The organism is Burkholderia sp. RF2-non_BP3 (genome assembly GCF_001522185.1).
Lineage (GTDB): Bacteria > Pseudomonadota > Gammaproteobacteria > Burkholderiales > Burkholderiaceae > Burkholderia > Burkholderia diffusa.
The window spans coordinates 14,579-34,228 of record NZ_LOSU01000054.1; the positions used below are offsets into that span (position 1 = coordinate 14,579).

Here is a 19,650-nt window from a genome sequence, read left to right on the forward strand (position 1 = left end):
AAAAAGGGCTGTACGCGCCGGCCGGAAAGCCTTGTGTGGCGGTACCGTCCAAACGATTCTAGGGACGCCGAATATTGAGCGTTATTGCTATTTTATGGAGACTTCATAACGCGATGTTAAGCGTAGGGTATTCCCGGTGACGTCCGAACGACGGGCTGTCGGCACGGCGATCGGACGCCGCCGGCGCGACGGCGAAACGCAGGCTGGACAATGATTTCAGCCTGTTTCGGCGCTGGAATTCATGCGCCGGCGGAGAGCGTATGGAGTGTGTCGATGAACTCGTGCGCGAGGCGCGACAGCGGCGCGAGCATGGGGTGCAGCACGCTGACCGGTGCGGCGGTGGTCGGCACGATCGGCTTCACGACGATCTGCGGCCACACGGGCCCCGCGACCGTCAGCTCGTCGATCAACGCGATGCCGGTGCCGGCCTGCGCGAGCGCGCATGCGACGTGCGCCTGCTGCACTTCGATCTTGACCTGCGGCACCAGGCCTTCGTCGCTGAACAGCCGCCGCACCAGTTGCCCGAGTGGAATGTCGCTGCCATAACCAATCAGCGGCTGGTTCGCGAGATCGCGCACGGCCAGCGTCTTGCGCCGTGCGAACGGGTGCGATGCGGGCACGGCCGCGACCATTCGGTTTTCATAGAGGAGCTGGCTTTCGACGTTCGGGTGCGTGTCCTGCAGGAACGCGATGCCGAGTTCGACCTGCTGCGTGAGCACCGCCTGCAGCAGCACGCTCGGGATCATCGTGTGCAGGATGATGCGTACGTCGGGAAAGCGCTCGTAGAACGCCGCGATCGCGCGCGGCAGCAGCGATTGGCCGAGATTGGGGCTGCACGCGATGCGCAGGTGGCCCATCCGGTTCTCGATCAGGTCTTCCGCGATTTCGTTGACGCGCTGCACGCCCTGGTACACCGCGTTCACTTCGACGAACAGCCGCTGTGCTTCCGGGGTCGGGTAGAGCCGCCCCTTGATGCGCTCGAACAGCGCGAGGCCGAGCCGTTGTTCGGCGTACGAAATGAGCCGCGAGACGGCCGGCTGCGATACGTGCAGCAGCTTCGCGGCGCCGCTGATCGAGCCGGTCAGCATGATGGCGCGAAACACCTCGATCTGGCGCAGGTTCAGACGCACAGCCTTAACTCCATGTTATGTGGGGACGATAAATCGGCATGAGACATTCTGGCAGAGCGCTGCCTAAACTGCTCGTGATCAAAAATGCAGGAGGTGGAGATGAGCGAATTCGAGCAGGTGGTGCGCGGCCGGCTGGTCGACGCGCACGAGGTGGTCGACGACGGCTGGCTCGCGATCCGCGGCGGACGGATTGCCGCGCGCGGCGCGGGCGTGCCGCCGGCGGCACGCGACACGATCGATGCGCGCGGGAAGTGGGTACTGCCGGGCGTCGTCGACGGGCAGGTGCATGCGGCCAGCCAGGCCAACCAGGAGGGGCTCGGTCACGCGTCACGTGCGGCCGCCGCGGGTGGCGTGACGGTGATGGTCGACATGCCGTACGACGATCCGGAGCCGGTCGCGTCGCGCGCGCAGCTCGACCGCAAGATCGCGGAAGCCGAGCGCGATTGCCACGTCGACGTCGCGCTGTACGGCACGCTCAACGCGAAGCATGGCCTCGAAGCGGCGGCCGGGCTGATCGACGGCGGCGTATGCGCGTTCAAGTTCTCGACGTTCGAAGCGACGCCCGGCCGGTTTCCGCGGGTCGAGGAGGACGTGCTGTACGACGCGTTTCGGCTGATCGCGCCGTCGGGCCTCGCCTGCGGCGTGCACAACCAGATGCAGGAGATGACGCGCAAGAACGTCGCGCGCATGATCGAGGCCGGCGACACGGGCTGGGACGCGTTCCTGCGCGCGCATCCGCCGCTGATCGAGAATCTCGCGACCGCGTTGATCTATGAGATCGGCGCGGAGACGGGCGCCCGCGCGCACGCGGTGCACGTGTCGACGTCGCGCGGCTTCGCGCTGTGCAACATGTTCCGGCAGGCCGGCCATCGCGCGAGCATCGAGACGTGCGTGCAGTACCTGATGCTCGACCACGAAACGCATACGAAGCGCCTCGGCGCGAAAACCAAGCACTACCCACCGATCCGGCCGCGCGCCGAGCAGGATCTGCTGTGGACGCATATCGCGCGTGGCGAATGCACGTTCGTGTCGTCGGATCACGTGAGCTGGGGACTCGAACGCAAGGGCGACGCCAACGTGTTCCGCAATGCATCGGGCGGCCCCGGGCTCGAAACGTTACTGCCCGCGTTCTGGACCGGCTGCGAACAGCATGGCATCGCGCCGACGCGCGTGGCCGAACTCCTCGCGACGAACCCCGCGCGGCACTTCCTGCTCGACGACCGCAAGGGATCGCTCGACGTCGGCGCCGATGCGGATTTCGTGATCCTCACGCCGGAACGCTACGCGTTCGATCCGTCGCGCAGCCTGTCGGCCGTGCAGTGGAGCGCGTTCGAAGGGATGGAATTCACGGTGCGGGTTGCCGCCACCTATTGTCGCGGCGCGCTCGTGTACGACGGCGAGCGCATCGTCAACGCAGCAGGCTCGGGCCGGTTCCTGAAACCGCACGGCAGCCGGTCGATCGCCTCACAACAGGAGCAAGCATGAATCCGACGGCTTTCCCACCGCTGAACGCCGAGCGCCTGAACGCGCGCGTCGAGCAACTGGCGCGCTTCACGCGGCCCGACGTCCCGTGGACGCGCCGCGCATTCTCGTCGCTCTTCACACAGGCGCGTGCATGGCTCGCCGCGCAATTCGCCGAAGCGGGGCTCGCGGTATCGATGGACGCGGGCGGCAACCTGATCGGCCGCCGCGAAGGCAGCGGCCGCTGCACGAAGCCGCTCGTCACGGGGTCGCATTGCGACACGGTGGTCGGCGGCGGCCGCTTCGACGGCATCATCGGCGTGCTCGCGGGCATCGAGGTCGCGCATACGCTGCATGAGCAGGGGATCGTGCTCGACCATCCGTTCGAGGTGATCGACTTCCTGTCCGAGGAGCCGAGCGACTACGGGATCTCGTGCGTCGGCAGCCGCGCGTTGTCGGGCGTGCTCGACGCGGGCATGCTGCGCGCGACGAACGCCGAAGGCGAAACGCTCGCCGAAGCATTGCGCCGCATCGGCGGCAACCCGGACGCGCTGCACGAACCGCTGCGCGCGCCGGGCAGCACGGCCGCGTTCGTCGAGCTGCATATCGAACAGGGCCCCGTGCTCGAAACGCGCGGCTTGCCGATCGGCGTCGTGACCAACATCGTCGGCATCCGGCGCGTGCTGATCACCGTGACGGGTCAGCCCGACCATGCGGGCACGACGCCGATGGATATCCGCCGCGATGCGCTCGTCGGCGCCGCGCACCTGATCGAGGCGGCGCATGCGCGCGCGTCGGCGCTGTCGGGCCGCCCACACTACGTGGTGGCGACGATCGGGCGGATCGCGATGACGCCGAACGTGCCGAACGCGGTGCCGGGGCAGGTCGAGCTGATGCTGGAAGTGCGCAGCGACAGCGACGCGGTGCTCGACGCTTTCCCCGAGGCGCTGCTGGCCGGTGCGGCCGCACGCCTCGATACGTTGCGCTTGAGTGCCAGCGCCGCGCACGTGAGCCGTGCGCGGCCGACCGACTGCCAGCCGCTCGTGATGGACGCGGTCGAGCAGGCGGCCACGCAGCTCGGTTATCCGAGCATGCGGCTGCCGAGCGGCGCGGGGCACGACGCCGTGTACGTCGCGCCGACGGGGCCGATCGGGATGATCTTCATTCCGTGCCTGGGCGGCCGCAGCCATTGCCCGGAGGAATGGATCGAGCCTCAGCAGCTGCTCGATGGCACGCGCGTGCTGTACCAGACGCTCGTCGCACTCGATCGCTCGCTGGCCGTGCAGGGAAGCGGCCGCTGATCTGCGGAGATTGTCGGCATGAACTCGATACGGTGCCTCGCTTCAGCCCATGTCAGTCGGCGGAGCCGGTCTCGACGACGAGACCGGCCGCCTTCCATTCGGGAAAGCCATCCTCGAGGCGTACGGCCTTGAAGCCTCTGGCACGCAGGGCGGCCACGGCCTCGAACGCCAGTACGCAATACGGGCCGCGGCAATACGCGACGATTTCGGTATCGGCCGGAAGCTCGCTCAGACGGCCCTCCAGCGCGGCCAGCGGGATATTGAGCGCGCCCGGCAGATGTCCTTGCGCAAACTCGTCTTGCGGCCGCACGTCCAGCAACGTGACGAGGCCGTCCGCAAGACGCGCGGCCAACTCGTCGCGCGACACGGGTTCCATCGAATCCCGCGCGTGGAAATAGTCGCCGAGCACCCGATTGACCTCGGCGATATTGCGCTCGCCCAGTCGACCGAGTGCCCTCATCAGCCCCACCACCTCGCTGTCGCCGGCAAGGCGGTACACCACGTTCTTGCCCCGACGCTCCGTGTCGACGAGGCGCGCCCGCCGAAGAATCTGCAAGTGACGCGACGTGTTCGCAAAGCTCATCCCGGACAGGGCCGTCAGTTCTTCGACGGACCGTTCGCGCTGCGCCAGGTGCTCCAGCAGCTCAAGCCGGTTCGGATGGCCGACGGCTAGAGCCACCTCGGCAAGGCTCTCGTAAATCTCCTGCTTGGGTCCCGCGCTTGACACGTACGCCTCCTTGATCAATCATTCATCAAAATGATTGAATGTTAACACCCCTACATAATAGGAGCAATTCGAATGATCCTGCGGCAATTCCTCCATTCCGACCCAGTGGGCATTTCCTACCTGCTGGGGTGCGTCGGCAAGGCGACGGGCGTCGTCGTCGATCCGGTGGCCCAGCCTCGCACCTATCTGGAAACCGCCGCCGCCGCCGGCATCAAAATCGACTACGTGATCGATACCCATGTGCACGCCGATCATCTGTCCACTGGCCAGGCGCTCGCCGACGCGGCTGGCGCCGACTACGTGCTGTCCGCAAACGCTGACGTCGTGCTGCCATTCAAGGGCGTCCGGGACGGCGATGAGATCCGGGTCGGCAACGTCGTCATCAAGGTGCTCGCTACGCCCGGTCACACGCCGGAGCACATCAGCCTGCTGGTGACGGATCGCACGCGCGCCGACGAGCCGTGGCTTGCGCTGACCGGCCATACGCTGATGATCGGTGACCTCGGCCGCACTGAGCTGGTCGAAAGTGCCGAAGCGGGCGCACGAACCCTGTTCCGCAGTATACAGACGCTCAAATCGCTCCCCGATTATGTTCAGCTCCTTCCCGGGGCCTTCGCGGGCTCGGTGTGCGGACGCGGCCTCAGCGCCAATCCGCTGTCGACTATCGGCTTCGAAAAGCGCCACAACGCGGCGTTCGGCATCAACGACGAAGCGGCATTCGTTCGTTTCATGCTAAGCGACGTGCCACCTGCCCCGCCCGAAGCGGCGCGTCTGCGCGCGATCAACTCCGGCCGCAATCCTGAGGAGGTCTAACTTCATGGGCGGATCCATCGTGCCGGCCGGCGGCGCCGCGATTCGGCTCGGCCTCAAGGAAAACTGGCGCCAGTTCGCGCTGCTCGTGCTGATCAATGCGTTCGTGGGCGGCATGGTCGGGATCGAGCGGACCGTCGTACCATTGATCGGCTCCGAAACGTTTCATATCCAGTCCACGACCGTCATCACCTCCTTCATCGTCAGCTTCGGGCTCGTGAAAGCGGTGGCGAACCTGATTTCCGGCCAGCTGGCGGACACCTGGGGCCGCAAGCGCGTGCTCGTGATCGGCTGGCTGCTGGGGTTGCCGGTGCCGATCATGATCCTCGCCGCGCCAAGCTGGGAATGGGTGGTCGCGGCCAATGTGTTGCTGGGTCTGAGCCAAGGCTTTGCGTGGTCAATGACCGTGATCATGAAGGTGGACCTCGTGGGGCCGAAAGGGCGAGGTCTCGCGGTCGGGCTCAACGAGTTCGCGGGCTATTTCGCGGTGGGCCTGACCGCGTTTCTCACCGGCTATCTGGCGAGCCGCTACGGCCTGCGGCCAATGCCGATCTATCTTGGGATCTTTTATGCGATCGCCGGGCTGACGCTATCCGTGCTCGTCGTCCGCGATACGCGCGACCACGTTCACCTGGAGATCGGCAAGCTGAAGGAAACATCGTCGCTATCGTTTCGCGACGTGTTCCTGCTCACATCGCTGAAGGACCGCAACCTGTTCGCGGCGTCGCAGGCCGGACTGATCAACAACCTGAACGACGGGATGAGCTGGGGCATCTTTCCGCTGTTTTTCACGGGACTCGGGCTCGGCATTGAACGGATCGGCATTCTCAAGGCCGTCTACCCGATCGTGTGGGGCGTGTGCCAGGTCGTCACAGGGCCGTTGAGCGACCGCTGGGGCCGCAAGGGCTTGATCGTCGCCGGGATGTGGGTGCAGGCGGCAGGGCTGCTGCTGACCGCGCTGACGGGACAGTTCCGGTGGTGGCTGGTTGCGAGCGTGCTGCTCGGCCTCGGCACCGCGATGGTCTACCCGAGCCTGATCGCGGCCGTCTCCGATGCGTCGGACCCGCACTGGCGTGCCCGGTCGCTGAGCGTGTACCGGTTCTGGCGCGACCTAGGCTACGCGATCGGCGCGCTGTCGGCGGGCCTCATCGCGGACCGCTTCGGCTTCGCCGACGCGATCCTGTCGATCGCAGCCCTCACGTTCCTGTCAGGCGTCGTGGTGGCGGTCGTCATGCGCGCGCGCCCTTGACATATTCCGACGCACGAAGCGAACACTCCATTCTGGCGAAATTTCACGAATCGCGGCTGACCCTCGAATTCCAGTGTCATCGCCACCGCAGTGTGCGTGACACTCCATGACAGTCGCACGACGTCAGCGGCAGTACTCTTCCCTGTGCAACGGCCCCCATGGCCGTTGCGTATTCTCCCAGCTTTGCGCCGCCCGATCTCCCCGAATCCGGCGGCGTCTTTTTCTCATTTCCCGGTTCGCTTGTTCAGAAATTGAGCGTGACAATTCATGACAATCCTGTTTGATACTTAGGAGTACAGTTGTTCTTGCAATGATTTCCCCCAATTGTTGCATGTCCGGAGTTGGATATGGTGTGGTACCACCGGGCCTCCCCCCCAGGTCCGGTGGTAGCTTTTTCCGGAAGACGATCGTCTTCACTCGCGGATCTGGCCAGAAATCATGTCGTGACAATCCATGCAGTCACCGACGGATTTCCTGGCTACGATGGAGCCGCCAGATCCCCCGGTCAGCCGGTATTTTTTCGTACGCTTTTCTTCTCCTGCTAGGCTAGACATTCGCGGTCACTAACCCGCACCTTGGCGGCTTCGCCGAGGGCCTCCGCTTCATCCGCAGTGCACACAATCAGAAACTGGCGACAGCCATTGATAGCTCCACGCGTTTTCGATTATCTGCTCGATGTTCTCATCGCTCCCCGCCGCTCTATTCCTCTTGCAGTCATTCCATGTACGAACTTGGCGTCCTTACGCCTCGCGCCGCGCTCATGATCTTCAGCTCTGCTGCAACACGAGATCTTTCTTGCGGCAAACCTCCGCGACAGGCGTGCCCAGCTCGGCCTGCTTCAATGCGTATGCGATCTGCTCGTCGGTGAGCTTGCTCTTCTTCACGGCATGACCTCCTGGTCTCGATGACAACGTCACGCCGGTTGCTCTGCACACGCCTATTCCACACAATCGCGAGCCGACCACCCTGCTCAAACGCGATTCCCATGGTGCAATCGGGTCGTCGCTAGAACCGACGTACGCGCAAAAGCTCGCGTCTATGCCTGCTTCAGCAGCGCGGCGACGGTTTCCGCCGATGGCAATTCATAAGTGCGCCATATCAGTTGCCCGCGTCGGTCGATCACGTGAACCTGGGTTCCGTGATTGTCCAGCCCCGTCACGCCGCCTCCGAACAATGCCTGGACGGCATCGACGTTCTGCAACGCCGGAGCCGCGGCAGTCCACCCCGGCCGGGCATCGAATTGCCGGAGCCACGCACGCATTCGTTCCGGGGTATCGGACAACGGATCGACGCTGAGCGACAGCAACTGAACGTCCGAGTGCGCGCCGAGCAACGTTTGCACACGCTGAAAGACGGCGCCCTGGATCGGGCAAACGGTAGAGCAACCCGTAAAGAACAGCTGCAGCGCAGTCATGCGACCGGCCAGCAACCCGCGCAGGCGCGTTTCGCGACCCTGCGCCGTGAGAATCGGCCAGTCGGGGACAAGCACCGGAGGCTTGATGCTTCCGCCGTGATACGCGATCGGCGTATTTTGTCCGCGTACAAGCGTCGACGTGCACAATGCGGACAACGCAACGGCCGGAAGCGCGGCAATACGTATCGCGCGTCGGCGCGCACGAAAATCAGGCGGGGCCATTGCGCGCACCGGTCAGAAAGTGCCAAAGCGCGGCGCAATCGCCATCGCTGATGCGATAGCGCGGCATCTCGACATTGAGCAGCACATAGGCGGGATCGACTCCGTCGCGCAGCATCGTACAGAACCCCTCCTGATCGTACCGGCTCGGAGGGCCACCCCGCCGGCTTTGCAGATCAACGAGCCAGTTGCGGGTAAGGCGTGGTGCAATCGAATTTCGCACGGCGGGACCGGTCTCCGGAGCATGGCAATTTGCACACCGAATGACATTCGCGGGAAGATCGCCGGGGTGGGTCAACATCCGGCCCGTTAGCGGAGCCGCACCGGTGAAAAGTGCGTGCCCCGCTTCGCGGTCGTCGCTCGCCATCGCACACGAGCCACCTGCGCCGAGTAACGCGACGCACAACAACCGTGCGACGTACCGGTGGCTGGATCGGGATGACAAGTATTTCCTCACAGAATCCGGACCGCCTTCGAGACGCTGGGGACGCCGCTCGCATCGAGCGCGAACAGCATGTAGTAGCCCGGCAGTGCAACACCTGAATCGGCCGGAATCGACAATTGGTATGAGGTACCGCTTGTCGACAGGATCGGCAACGGAATGCGGCGCTGGTCGTTGTTCGTCGAATGCGTCACCGACGACATCCGCATCAACACGAAGGACGCAACTGCGCCACCGGTCGAAACCGTGATCGTCGAACCGTGCATCGCGCTGGCCGGAGCGGACACGATCGACGGGCGCGAGGCAAGCGTATTGTCGGCATTGAGCAAATACGGCGGCGTCAGGATTTCGGCGTTCAGGTGATTGTTCACGCAGCCGACACCGCATTGCCCGCCGCCACCGACGAACACGCGCCCGTCCGACAAAAGAACCGCGGTGCTGTGATAAGTGCGCGGCGTCCGCATCGGCTGAAGAAGATTGAAGCGTTGCGTCACGGGGTCCCATATCTCGGGCACCAGGATCGCGGTCGTGTCGGTAAAGGGCATCGGCAAGCTCTGACCGCCAACGATCACGACATTGCCGTTCGGCAGAATGACGCTGTTCGCGAATGCGCGCTGATAGGTCATGCCGTTCAGCCGCTGCACCGAAACAGGCTGCCCCGGACCACGCGTGATGTCGATCAGGTACGCCGAATTCGACGCATACGTCGACGTATTGCCGTTCTGCTGATACGACTTCGCGCCACCCGCCTTCAGAATCAGGCCCGTATCGAACAGCGATGCCGTACCGTTGATCGCGTATGGGTCGACACCGCGATTTCCCGCCGAGGTGATCGAGCCGGTTCCACTCGTCGAGATCCAGTTCATCCGCGCGCTCGGGCCGGCATGGAACACGCTGCCATTCGACTGCGCGAACAGCCACAGATGGTTGTCGCCACGATAGATGCCCTGCGGATCCGGGCCGATGACGTTCGTCTCCGGCACGCCCGACAGCACGGTCCATCGGCCGCCGTCCCACAGCTCGGCCGTCTTGCCCCCCACCCCGCCGCTCCACGAACCGCCAAGCGTAATCACCGTACCATTCGACAGCAATGTGTCGCCCTGGTAACCGCGCGGAATATTCATCGTCGCGGCCGCGCTCCAGGTATTCGCCGTCGGATCATAGAGCGTCGTCTTGGGACTGCTGTCGCCGCCATTGACCAGCAGCCGCCCGTCGGACAGCATCGCGGTGCCCGGGCAGAACATGTCGGAACCCGCGGAAGTCTCGATGTACTGGGTCACCGCGTTCGTCGCGGGATCGAAGAGTGCGGTCTGCGTCTGCGTGGTCGCGAATCCGACGTCGTTCTGGATCGTATAGGGCTGGTTCGACGACCACATCACGAGCTTGCCGTTGGGCGTATTCGCGATGCCGATCGGATTGACCGGCAACGTGATGACCGGGCTCCATGCGGACGGCAGTGTGACCGGGAAGGCCTGCGGCAACGTCAACGCGAACTGGCCACTCGCCGCCGCATTCTGACACGGAGACAGGCTCAACTTCGCACCGGACGCGAGCGATCCCCCGCTGACGCTCGCGCACATTCCGCTCGAGACCGAAATCAATTGATATTTTCCGCCAACCGGCGCGACGGTCCACTGATCGTTGGTCAACGAGCTGTCCTGACACGTGTAGGGAATCAGCGGCGTGCCGCTCGTGCGCTGGCCCTGATAGACGTTCAGGCATTGCCCCGTGGACTGGGCAATCACGTGGTATCCGCTACCGACCGGCTGGAAGAGCCAGCCGGTGGCACCCTGGTTGCTGCACGCGCCTTGCACGATCGCGCCACCGCCGATCGTCATGCACAGGCCGCTGCTCGCAACGACGACGTTGGTCGACGCGTTGACGGGCAAGTACAGATTGAACTGGTCGCTGGTTTGAGTGGCGCCCTGGCAACCCGACTGGATCAGGCTCGCGCCGCTGGCGGTTGACCCGCCGCTTACATTCGCGCACAAGCCGTTCAGTGCAGAGACGATCCGGTAGCTCGATCCAACCGCGACGATCGTCCACTGATCGTTCAACAGGTTGCTGCCTTGGCAACCGTACTGAATCAACTGCGTCCCGCTCGCGCTTGAACTGCCCGGTACGTTGAGGCACAGACCGCTGCCCTGCAGCACGATGTGATACCGGTTTCCGGCTACCGGTACGAACGACCAGGTCGTATTGCCTTGACCTGAACACGAGGTCTGCACGATGCTGGCACCCGATGCCGAAGAATTCCCCGCGCTTGTCAGACAGAGCCCGCTGTTCGCGGAAACGATATCTGTGTATGACGGACTGCCAATCGCGAAAGCGCTGTTGAACGCAAGCGTGCTCGCCAGGACCAACATCCAGATGACAACTTTCCCCCAGAGATCGCGCATACGGCCCTCATCGATATCGTTGATGACAGGAAAGATGTATATCTCCGCTCGGCTTCTGCAACCGTACGTTTCCGCACCATCCGAATTATTCGAGCCGCTTGGCAACTTCACTCCATCCGCATTGCGAGTTATTCGTCTTTTCTGAAATCAGATGACACGCAAGCGATGCGCGACGGATTGGATCGTGACGGGGCCGGGCATGCGGTGGCGGATCGGGTTCGGCAGCCTCGGAATCCGTGCGGACGCATCGCCGATGGAAGAAGGCGGATGGATGCGGCAACGCTTGACGGCCAACGCGGATGCGCACGGCGTCGCACTCTAGCGTCACTGCGCGGGACCGAAGGCCGCGGTCGGCTTCTACACGATGCGCGTGTTCGCGCCGGACGGGCTTGCGACACACGGCTGCGGCTTCGTGCCACCGCTGCGCTTGCCGGCCCGCGCTGGCGGACGGCACGCGACGCAGACGCGATTGCGACGCAGGCCGTGGCGATGCGTGACGAATGCGGCGTCGCATCGGACACAGCGCGCCGTCGACAGCACGCCGCTGTCGAGGAGACGAATCAGCAGCCACGCACGCGTCAGGTCGAGCAGCGGCTCGCAGTGTGCCGCGTCGCATCGCCTCGCATACCATTCATAGGCCTTCACGAGCGCATCGAGTCGCGCACACTTCACGTTGCTCCGCAGAAAGTGGCAGGCGTTGAGGAACAGCGACGCGTGGATGTTGGCCTGCCACGTCATGTACCAGTCGCTGGAGAACGGCAGCCGGCCTTTCGGCGGCGCGACGCCACGCACCTCGCGATACAGCCGGACCAGGCGCTCATGCGGCAGCGACAGTTCGATTTCGAGCATCTGCGGGCGCGCACCGAGCCGAATCAGCGTCACGGCCGCCAACACGTGCTTCGCGTCATCGGTAAGACTCGAGGCATGCGCCGTCCGGGGGCCGCCGCTCACGGCGCGTCCTGGTCGAAAGCCCCAAGACTGGACAGCGCCATCGCGGTATGAAGCCGCACGGCGTCGCCCGGCGATTCGGGCCGCGCGAGCGCCGCGACCGTTTCGTATCGGCTCAGGCGCAGTACGCAAAGCAGCTGCCCCGACGACGACAGGCTCATCATCGATCGCATCGTCAAGCTTTCCAGCGTGCCGGCCATTTCCGGCGTGGCGCCGAGGCGAAACATGCCGGTCGCGCGATCCGTCTGCAACAACCGCTGCGCCAGCCACAGATACGACAGGTTCAGGTCGCGAATTGACTCTTCTTCATTGATAGTTCCCATATTGCACCTTGATTGATATCGATTCAGGCCGATGGAGACGTCTCGAAAATTCGAGCAAAGTAATATGCCCTGTTTCACGATGCAAATCACCTGCTTAAACATCAATTGCCGATTTTCAGAAAGCAATCGATTGAAATAAAACAGCGCGCCCCGTATTGGCACGTTCGGCTCTTTTCATCGTATAGTCTGCACCCGGGCTCGATCGCACCCCGAAAAATCTCGGCGTCCGTAACTCGCCCGGCCCCTGCTGTCGCGATCTTCGTTATGCTCGTTGTGCGCGTCACCGCACGGAAGGCCGCGATGATCCAGTATCAACCATGACTTTCCGGATGTAAATCCGACGTTAGCCCGAGGCGAAACAGAATCGAATACGACCAAAGTATTAAGACTTTTCGAAGAACCGGGTTCTCCAAAATCAGAAGAGGTCCGCCTCCAGACTTAATTCTTATTTACATGAAAATACTCATCGTCGATGATCATCCGATTCTGCGAGATGGCGTGGCGAAGTTGTTGCGCCAGGATCATGACGGGATGGTCGACATTCAGGCAAGCAACGCCGACGATGCAATGCGGCTGCTCGAACAGCACACCGATCTCGACGTCATCGTGCTGGATCTGAAAATGAACGGCATGGACGGTTTCGCCGCGATTGCGGCGATCACGCAGGTCCGGCCCGAGTTGCCGATCATCGTGCTGTCCACATCCGAGGATCCGCACGACGTGCGCGCCGCCTTCACGCACGGCGCGCTCGGCTACATTCCCAAATCCTCGACCGTGCACACGTTGCTGTCGGCCATCAAGATGATCATGAACGGCGAGCGTTACGTGCCGCCGCTGCTGCTCGATACGCAGTCGGCGCATCGCAACCCGCCGCCCGCGCACGAACCCGACGTCCCGCGCCTGACGCTGCGCCAGCTCGACGTGCTGCGCCTGATCGCCGAAGGCGTGCCGAACAAGCTCATCGCCGATCGGCTCGGCCTGTCGGAGAAGACCGTCAAGGCGCACATCACCGCGATCTTCAAGGCGCTTCACGTGCGCAATCGCACCCAAGCCGCCGCGACAGGCCAGCGCCTGGGGCTCCTCTGAACTGCCTCGCCTCGCCGCGACGCATGCGATGCATGTACGGTCGAAGGCACGGCGACACGAACCGGACGGCGTTCATGCGTCGTGCCCGGCGCGCGCCGGCCGCGCCGGCGACGCCGTTCCATCAATGTGCACGCGATGTCATCGCGCCACGCCGGCTGCCGGCGCAGCGCCGCCCGTCGATTGCATCAAGCCGGTTCGCACCCGCGGCATCGCCGCCGTCACCGCGCCGGCGGCCGGAATCGTTCCGGACGACGATGCGCCGACCGGCGGAACCAGCGCGACGCCGTCCATCGTATTGCCGCTGACGACGATCTGGCTGGCCGTGCAGCCGCGCGACAGCAGCGACACCGGCGTGCCGGCGACCGACGCGAACGTGTTGTCGGAGACCTGGAATTCGCACACGTTGCCGATTGCCCGGAACCCCGCGGAGCCCGATCCCGATACGCGATTGCGCGTCACCTTGACGTACGACACCGAGCCCGACCACGTGTCCAGTTCGAGCGCGCCCTGCTGCGTCGGCTGCAGCCCGTTGTTCACATTCGAATTCTGGATGTTGGTCACCGAATTGTTGTCGATCACCAAGTTCGACACGCCGAAGGTGCGCCAGCTGTCCTCCTGTGCGACGAGAATGCCGGCCGCCTTCTGCACGCCGTCGACCGTGTTGTTCGAGATCGTCACGGCCTGGCCGCCGACAACGGCAATGCCGCGCCCCCAGTAATTCGCCGACACGGTGTTGTGGTCGATCAGCACGTTGCTGCTGAGACGGCCGTCGCCCAGATAGCTGACGACGGCGATCAGGTCGTCACCCGTGCCCGTCACAGTATTGTTCTGCACGAGCACGTTGGTCGAACCGTAGGTGGTGTGGATGCCGTCGGCCAGCGTGGCCCGCACGGTATTGCCCACGATCGCGACGTTGCTGCCGCCGAACACGAAAATCCCGGCACTGGCGCCGCCCTGGATCGTCACGCCGAGCACCTGGACGTCCGTGCCCGTCACCTCGACCTTGGTCGATTCGGGCGTGGTGAGCCGCGTCGCACCGGTACCGATCAGCGTAACGCCGACCAATGTCGAACCGGCGCCGCTCATCACGAGCGTCTGGTCGGACGGATTGGTCGCGAGGAGCGTCGCGCCGTAGCCCGACACCACGACACCCGGCACCGCCACCGACAACGAGCGGCTGACGGTATAGCGTCCCGGCGCGAGTATCAGCGTTTGTCCGGCCTGCAGTGCGTTGAGCGCCGCCTGCAATGCATCGGTCTGGTCGCTGCCGTCGCTTGCCGGCCTGACGGTCACGGCCGGCGGCACGGCAGTCGTTGCCGGTCGCGATCGCGCATGCGCGATACGCCACGGCGCGGCGTAGCCCGTAAGCGTCACCGCGCAAACATGAACCGGGAAGCTGGCGACACAACACGCGCATGCAACCACTCCGGCACTGACAATACGAAATGACCTGGTCATGATGACCCCCTCGATAGGCATCCGCCCGACGCAGCGCGATGCGGCGGCATCCGGCCGCAACGCGTCGACGGTCGGCCGGCGAGCCGGCTCGACACGTGTCGAACATCGGAGCAGAACGATTTCGTGCGAAACCACTTGGACAGCCGGCCTTGCTTCAGGCCAATGCCCGTTCGTCTGCCGATACAGGCGAGCCGCTCCCCCAAGAGCGGCTCGACGTCGACGGAGCCGGCAGCGTGCGGCCGTCGAGCGACATGCCGAAGCCCTTGCACGAGCGACGCGGGTCGGCCGGCTTCGTCTCCGGACCCATACGATCATTTCGCTCGATTGGAAGTCTATTTCGCCGTTGGCGCGTGCAAATCGGACAGAAGCCCCGCGACGTCGTAGGACGGGTCGTGTGCCCCTGTCGCATCCGCGATATGGACCGGCTTACGACTCGTCGTGCCGGCTCGGGACGTCGCGCGCCAGACGTGAATGTGTTCTCGAGACGAGCCGCGTGTCAGTATTTAGCTTTACTGATCAATTCCGATGTATGAAAGCGCGACGACCTCAAACCGTGCGTCACAACAACGTCGTGCTGCCGCAGGATGCGCTGCGCATGCACGAGCAACCGCTCGCCGGGATGCGTCAGCACCACGTCGCGTCTCGCCCCGTCGTCGATGTCGCGACGCGCCTCGCCAACATCACGCCACCCGGGCTCGATCGCGCGCTGCTGCTGAGCACCGGCGCGGAATCGAACGGGCTCGGCGGCGTCCGCCGCGTACGGCGCCGGCCGCAAGGGTGTCGGTCCGGCCGCCGTCGGTTCGTTCGCGATTCCGGCGCCGTTCACGTACCGGCCGCGCTTCGAGCGCGACGGCGCCTACGATCCTCTCGCCGAACCCGACTCCGCATTCGACCTGATCGATCGCCAGGCGAGCGGCAACTCGCCGCGTCCGTCGCGGAGCCGATCCTCAGTTCGGGCGGCATCATCGAACTGCCGGAAGGCTACATGGCGGCGCTCAAGCAGTGTGAGGCGCGCAGGACGCTGCTGATCCTCGACGAAGCGCAAACCGGTGTCGGGCGCGCCGGCACACAGCCCCCTCCTCCCGGCGCCGCGGGCGCGCGCCCGGAAAGCCGTCAGCGATAATCCATCAGCACCTCGACGACGCCCGTCACGGCGCCCACGCCGATTGTCTCGGCTGTCTGGATATATCGTGCAACCAGCGGAACCGTGTACGACCCGCCCGTCGCCGTGTCATACGAGGTGAGGTTCATCGGCGTGTTGAACTGAACCGGCGTGCCGCCCGGGTCCGTCAACTGGATCGCGACACCGGAAGCCGTCGTCCCGGGGCCGTTCGGCAGCACGCCATTGGCGGAAGCCGGAGCCCCACCGGCCGGCGCCAGCGTGTAGCCAACATGGTTGTAACCGGCCGGGCACGCTTCCATCTGCAAGTCGAACGGCACTTCGACATTCGTTGTCGTACCAACGCCACCAAATTGATACACGACCGTTTGCGGCAAATTCACTGTCTTGTCCGGAACATTGCACGTTCCGACGATCGGTGTAACCGGCGCCTGACCGGCATTCACGCTGAACGATGAGCCGCCGCCAACGCCGAACACCGTCATGCCGGTCGTCGTCAGGTATGAGAGGCCAGTCGTGTACACGGCACTCGATGTCCTGATCGCGATCAACTCCACACGCGACGGTTTGACGCCGACCGAGCTCGACGTAACCGGCTGACCATCGAACAGCACCTGCATTTTCAAACCCGGGTTTCGCGAACTGATGTCAGGGCCGGCGATCGGAGGGTTGGTGGCAAGACCCTTGTCGTAAAGCGTGACGCTGGTGATCTCGCATGATGGTTGACCGCATAAGGCCATCCAGTCGACCGGTATGAGCGCGCGCAGCACGACGGTCCCTGGCGGCGCGGTGGTCGGAATGGAAAGAGGGGAACCCCACGGGGAATACCACAGCTTGACTGGCGTGACCGTTTGTCCGACACCTGACGGCGAATAGACGAACGCGCCCAACGCGAAAAGCCAGACACAGGCGACCACGCCTCGAATTGTCCTCATACGTTTCCTCACGAGGGTTGAGCCGAATCGCCCGTCGAGAGATTCGGCCGGTAATCCGCGTGTTCCACCGATACACACGGCAACTCGACGCGCTGCGGCAGTCCGCCGGCGCCCCGACCCTGCCTGGCGCGCCGTTCAGGCAGCGCATACGAGACTTTGCAGAGCGACTTTTCGCCACTGCCATTCCACTCCACGAACAGATCGCCGCGCTCCGACAATCCGCGTGCGAAGAGCTTGCCGCCCTGCCCCACCACACCGATATCCGCGCCATCCTGATCGACGACCGACGCGCCGAACGGCACCGGCGCGCCATCCGGCCGATGCATGCGGATCACCGCCGAGCGACCGAACGTCGTCCTGAACTCGAGCAGCGGCACGGCGCCCGCGAGCGGCGCGACGCGCTGGCTCGTTTCCTGCAATTCGACATCCGTCGACAACCCCTTCGGATCGAGCGTGATCTCGTTCATCCTGAACGGCGACAGAAACGGCACGACCGCATAGCCGTTGCGTCCGACGCGCACGCCCGACATGTTCGTGACGCGCGCCCCTTCCGCATGGGGCGCCTTGACGATCGCGAATGTCTCCGACAACGGCTGAGACAACGTGACGCCGCCCGGATGCGCGACCATCGCGCCGCGCAAGCCCAGCGAGAATTGCTGAAAATCCGTGCTGACACCGAAACTGCCGCTGACGTCCGCAATCGAGCCGCGATACATCGCGTTCGCGCCGCCGGCGGTTTGTGATCGACCACGACTTGCATCGTGATCGACGTTCACGCCATACGAGAAATTGCCTTCGCGCCCAAGCGCGCCGGACAGACTCGTTTGCGCCCGCGTCGACCCTTGCGTGTCGCGATTGAAGTTGAGCGACAGCATCGCAGGCCGCTTCGATCCGAGCGGAATGGTCAGGCCTGCGTACAGTAACGTGCTCGATCGCCCCCACGCGTCGCGCTGGCGGGTCGCCGACAGGTTGTACGACACATCGCGGAAGCTGTTGTTGTAGCCGATCGTATAGTCGACGTCCGACCCGCTGCGATTCCAGTACGTCATCGCGGATGCGGTCACGTTGAGGCTGCCGCCCTTGCTGCCGAGCTGTTGACTCATCGTGAACGACATGCGATTGCGCTGCCGGTATATTCCCGCCGAGCCCATGAAAACCTTGGCCTGGTCGCGCGCGGACATCGCATCGTTCAGACCGAAAAAACCATCCGTCGAATAGCGGTAAGCCGCAATGGCGATGTTCGTGCCGGTCGCATCGATCTGTTTCGCGTAGTTGATGCGGACGCTTTGTCCCGAATAGCGCCGCTCGCGCGGAATCGACGTCACGGCATGGGTGACGTCCACGCCGAATGCGCCCCAGGACGTGTTGAGCACGCCGCCGAGCATCGCGGCGGCGTAGCCCTCCGCGACCGTCGCGCCGCCATAGCCCGTCAGCATGTTGGTGAAGCCGTGCTGCCAGGTTGCCTGCGTGAAGAAAGGCGTCGTCTCGGGAAGGTTGCGCACGAAACCGGCCGTGAAGCTGTAGCGGTTTTGCCCGGGACGCAACGACAACGGAACCGCGGCATACGGCACCGTAAACGAATGCACCGAGCCGTCGGCCTCCATCACGGAGACGTGCAGATCGCCGCCGTAACCGGTCGGATAAAGATCGTCGATGATGAACGCGCCCGGCGCAACGGTCGTTTCGTACAGCTTCACGCCGTTCTGCATGACGGTCACCTTCGCGTTGGTGTTGGCGACACCCCGCACGACAGGTGCATAACCGCGCTGCGACTCCGGCAGCATTCGGTCGTCCGTGTAGACGCGCACGCCGCGAAACGACGTCGAATCGAACAGATCGCCCGACGTGTATGATTCGCCGATCACCAGTTGCGACATCCAGGACGTCAGGTCGCGCTGCGCATAGGTCGAGACCGCTTCGTAACGCGTCCGACCGCGGTTGTCCACGTTCATCGAGCCGCTGTGACGAAAATGCCAGCGCTGGAAATTGAAGCCGCCGTCAAGACCCACGTAGCCCTGCGTGTTGCTTGCTGCGCCCTTGACGTGCGAATTGTAGACGTTGACGTTATAACCCAGCATCGCGACCGGCGCGCCGGCGCTCCACTGGTCCGGATTCACCGCGTCACGCGCGTGCCGCCGCAGCGACGCTTGCGGGATACTCAGATCGACGCGCTGGTTGCCGAAGTCGAATTCAACCGATGCCTCCGGAAGCGCTTCGCCGACGCGCATGCATGCGCCGGGCCGGCCGAGCGTCGTCCGGACCTCCTCGGACAGTTGCTCGACGTCGATGCCGATCGTCTCGAGCATCGACTGATCGAAGCACGGTTGCGCATCGGCGACGCCGGGCGCCGACTTGAACGTCAATTCGAACCGCCCGATCCAACGGCCGTCGACATACATGTCCGGAATGTACTTTCCGGCACGCACGACGTTGCCGCGCGCGTAGCGCGATACATCGATCCCGCCGCTCGCGTTGTTCAGGAATCCCCCCTGAAACTCAACCTGGGCAAATTCCGTTTGCGCGAGTTGTTGCGTCGTCGCATATGCAGACTCTGCCTGCCATCCCGCCATCGCGATCAGGCACGCCGCGCAAATCGATTTCAGCTTGGGCCGATTCTCTTGCGGCAAA

General features: G+C 64.1%; 15 protein-coding genes and 2 pseudogenes. 6 read left to right on the forward strand and 11 right to left on the reverse strand.

Annotated elements, in window-relative coordinates:
* Nucleotides 1-239 precede the first annotated feature (239 nt).
* Complete coding sequence (locus WS45_RS25335) at nt 240-1,130, reverse strand: LysR family transcriptional regulator (RefSeq protein WP_059534321.1); 891 nt, start codon at nt 1,128-1,130, stop codon at nt 240-242.
* A gap of 99 nt (nt 1,131-1,229) precedes the next feature.
* Between WS45_RS25335 and WS45_RS25340 the strand changes: the two genes are divergently transcribed.
* Both WS45_RS25340 and WS45_RS25345 read left to right on the forward strand, forming a co-directional pair.
* A complete protein-coding gene (locus WS45_RS25340; RefSeq protein WP_059702441.1) occupies nt 1,230-2,615 on the forward strand; it encodes a dihydroorotase in 1,386 nt (461 codons plus the stop codon).
* Nucleotides 2,612-3,892 (forward strand): Zn-dependent hydrolase, encoded by a 1,281-nt coding sequence (locus tag WS45_RS25345; RefSeq protein ID WP_059534319.1) that lies wholly within the window; start codon nt 2,612-2,614, stop codon nt 3,890-3,892. The genes WS45_RS25340 and WS45_RS25345 overlap by 4 nt, the downstream gene beginning before the upstream one ends.
* Nucleotides 3,893-3,944: 52 nt before the next feature.
* Here the strand turns inward: WS45_RS25345 and WS45_RS25350 are convergent, their stop codons facing one another.
* Nucleotides 3,945-4,619, reverse strand: coding sequence for an ArsR/SmtB family transcription factor (locus WS45_RS25350; protein WP_059702443.1), 675 nt, complete (start codon nt 4,617-4,619; stop codon nt 3,945-3,947).
* A gap of 72 nt (nt 4,620-4,691) precedes the next feature.
* Between WS45_RS25350 and WS45_RS25355 the strand changes: the two genes are divergently transcribed.
* Nucleotides 4,692-5,432, forward strand: a complete 741-nt coding sequence (locus tag WS45_RS25355; protein ID WP_059702270.1) for an MBL fold metallo-hydrolase — start codon at nt 4,692-4,694, stop codon at nt 5,430-5,432.
* Between the two features lie 4 nt (nt 5,433-5,436).
* Nucleotides 5,437-6,678, forward strand: coding sequence for an MFS transporter (locus WS45_RS25360; protein ID WP_059702271.1), 1,242 nt, complete (start codon nt 5,437-5,439; stop codon nt 6,676-6,678).
* 767 nt (nt 6,679-7,445) lie between these two features.
* On the opposite strand, the gene WS45_RS36250 is transcribed toward WS45_RS25360, so the two are convergent.
* From WS45_RS36250 to WS45_RS25385, 6 genes and pseudogenes are all read right to left on the reverse strand, one after another.
* A complete protein-coding gene (locus tag WS45_RS36250; RefSeq protein WP_059534313.1) occupies nt 7,446-7,562 on the reverse strand; it encodes a transposase in 117 nt (38 codons plus the stop codon).
* A 152-nt stretch (nt 7,563-7,714) separates the two neighbouring features.
* The gene (locus WS45_RS25370; protein WP_059702273.1) at nt 7,715-8,314 is read right to left on the reverse strand and encodes an SCO family protein; all 600 of its coding nucleotides are present in this window, start codon (nt 8,312-8,314) and stop codon (nt 7,715-7,717) included.
* Nucleotides 8,301-8,690: pseudogene (locus WS45_RS35250) on the reverse strand (hypothetical protein); the annotation flags it as partial. The gene WS45_RS25370 and the pseudogene WS45_RS35250, both read right to left, overlap by 14 nt.
* A gap of 74 nt (nt 8,691-8,764) precedes the next feature.
* Nucleotides 8,765-11,152 carry an RICIN domain-containing protein gene (locus tag WS45_RS25375; protein ID WP_059702275.1) on the reverse strand — a complete coding sequence of 796 codons (2,388 nt, stop codon included), beginning with the start codon at nt 11,150-11,152 and terminating at the stop codon, nt 8,765-8,767.
* 357 nt (nt 11,153-11,509) lie between these two features.
* The gene (locus tag WS45_RS25380) at nt 11,510-12,103 is read right to left on the reverse strand and encodes a FlhC family transcriptional regulator (RefSeq protein WP_059702277.1); all 594 of its coding nucleotides are present in this window, start codon (nt 12,101-12,103) and stop codon (nt 11,510-11,512) included.
* The gene (locus WS45_RS25385) at nt 12,100-12,585 is read right to left on the reverse strand and encodes a flagellar transcriptional regulator FlhD (RefSeq protein ID WP_156437272.1); all 486 of its coding nucleotides are present in this window, start codon (nt 12,583-12,585) and stop codon (nt 12,100-12,102) included. Before WS45_RS25385 ends, WS45_RS25380 begins: the two co-directional genes overlap by 4 nt.
* Nucleotides 12,586-12,876: 291 nt before the next feature.
* Between WS45_RS25385 and WS45_RS25390 the strand changes: the two genes are divergently transcribed.
* Nucleotides 12,877-13,509, forward strand: a complete 633-nt coding sequence (locus WS45_RS25390; protein WP_059702279.1) for a response regulator — start codon at nt 12,877-12,879, stop codon at nt 13,507-13,509.
* 138 nt (nt 13,510-13,647) lie between these two features.
* Here WS45_RS25390 and WS45_RS25395 read toward each other — a convergent pair whose 3' ends face one another.
* On the reverse strand, nt 13,648-14,802 hold the full coding sequence (locus WS45_RS25395) for a right-handed parallel beta-helix repeat-containing protein (protein ID WP_306459420.1): 1,155 nt from the start codon (nt 14,800-14,802) through the stop codon (nt 13,648-13,650).
* An 805-nt stretch (nt 14,803-15,607) separates the two neighbouring features.
* Here WS45_RS25395 and WS45_RS34045 point away from each other — a divergent pair.
* A pseudogene (locus WS45_RS34045) lies at nt 15,608-16,036 on the forward strand (aminotransferase class III-fold pyridoxal phosphate-dependent enzyme); the annotation flags it as partial.
* A gap of 44 nt (nt 16,037-16,080) precedes the next feature.
* Here the strand turns inward: WS45_RS34045 and WS45_RS25405 are convergent.
* Both WS45_RS25405 and WS45_RS25410 read right to left on the reverse strand, forming a co-directional pair.
* Entirely contained in the window at nt 16,081-17,022 is a 942-nt protein-coding gene (locus WS45_RS25405) for a fimbrial protein (protein ID WP_082722022.1), read from the reverse strand.
* 8 nt (nt 17,023-17,030) lie between these two features.
* Nucleotides 17,031-19,592, reverse strand: a complete 2,562-nt coding sequence (locus WS45_RS25410) for a fimbria/pilus outer membrane usher protein (protein WP_082722028.1) — start codon at nt 19,590-19,592, stop codon at nt 17,031-17,033.
* Nucleotides 19,593-19,650 lie beyond the last annotated feature (58 nt).

What these genes read in the sequence shown, in the direction of transcription:
- WS45_RS25340 (WP_059702441.1), top strand. Translation starts at nt 1,230, where the DNA reads ATGAGCGAATTCGAGCAGGTGGTGCGCGGCCGGCTGGTCGACGCGCAC.
- WS45_RS25345 (WP_059534319.1), top strand. Translation starts at nt 2,612, where the DNA reads ATGAATCCGACGGCTTTCCCACCGCTGAACGCCGAGCGCCTGAACGCG.
- WS45_RS25355 (WP_059702270.1), top strand. Translation starts at nt 4,692, where the DNA reads ATGATCCTGCGGCAATTCCTCCATTCCGACCCAGTGGGCATTTCCTAC.
- WS45_RS25360 (WP_059702271.1), top strand. Translation starts at nt 5,437, where the DNA reads ATGGGCGGATCCATCGTGCCGGCCGGCGGCGCCGCGATTCGGCTCGGC.
- WS45_RS25370 (WP_059702273.1), bottom strand. Translation starts at nt 8,314, where the DNA reads ATGGCCCCGCCTGATTTTCGTGCGCGCCGACGCGCGATACGTATTGCC.
- WS45_RS25375 (WP_059702275.1), bottom strand. Translation starts at nt 11,152, where the DNA reads ATGCGCGATCTCTGGGGGAAAGTTGTCATCTGGATGTTGGTCCTGGCG.
- WS45_RS25390 (WP_059702279.1), top strand. Translation starts at nt 12,877, where the DNA reads ATGAAAATACTCATCGTCGATGATCATCCGATTCTGCGAGATGGCGTG.
- WS45_RS25405 (WP_082722022.1), bottom strand. Translation starts at nt 17,022, where the DNA reads ATGAGGACAATTCGAGGCGTGGTCGCCTGTGTCTGGCTTTTCGCGTTG.
- WS45_RS25410 (WP_082722028.1), bottom strand. Translation starts at nt 19,592, where the DNA reads ATGGCGGGATGGCAGGCAGAGTCTGCATATGCGACGACGCAACAACTC.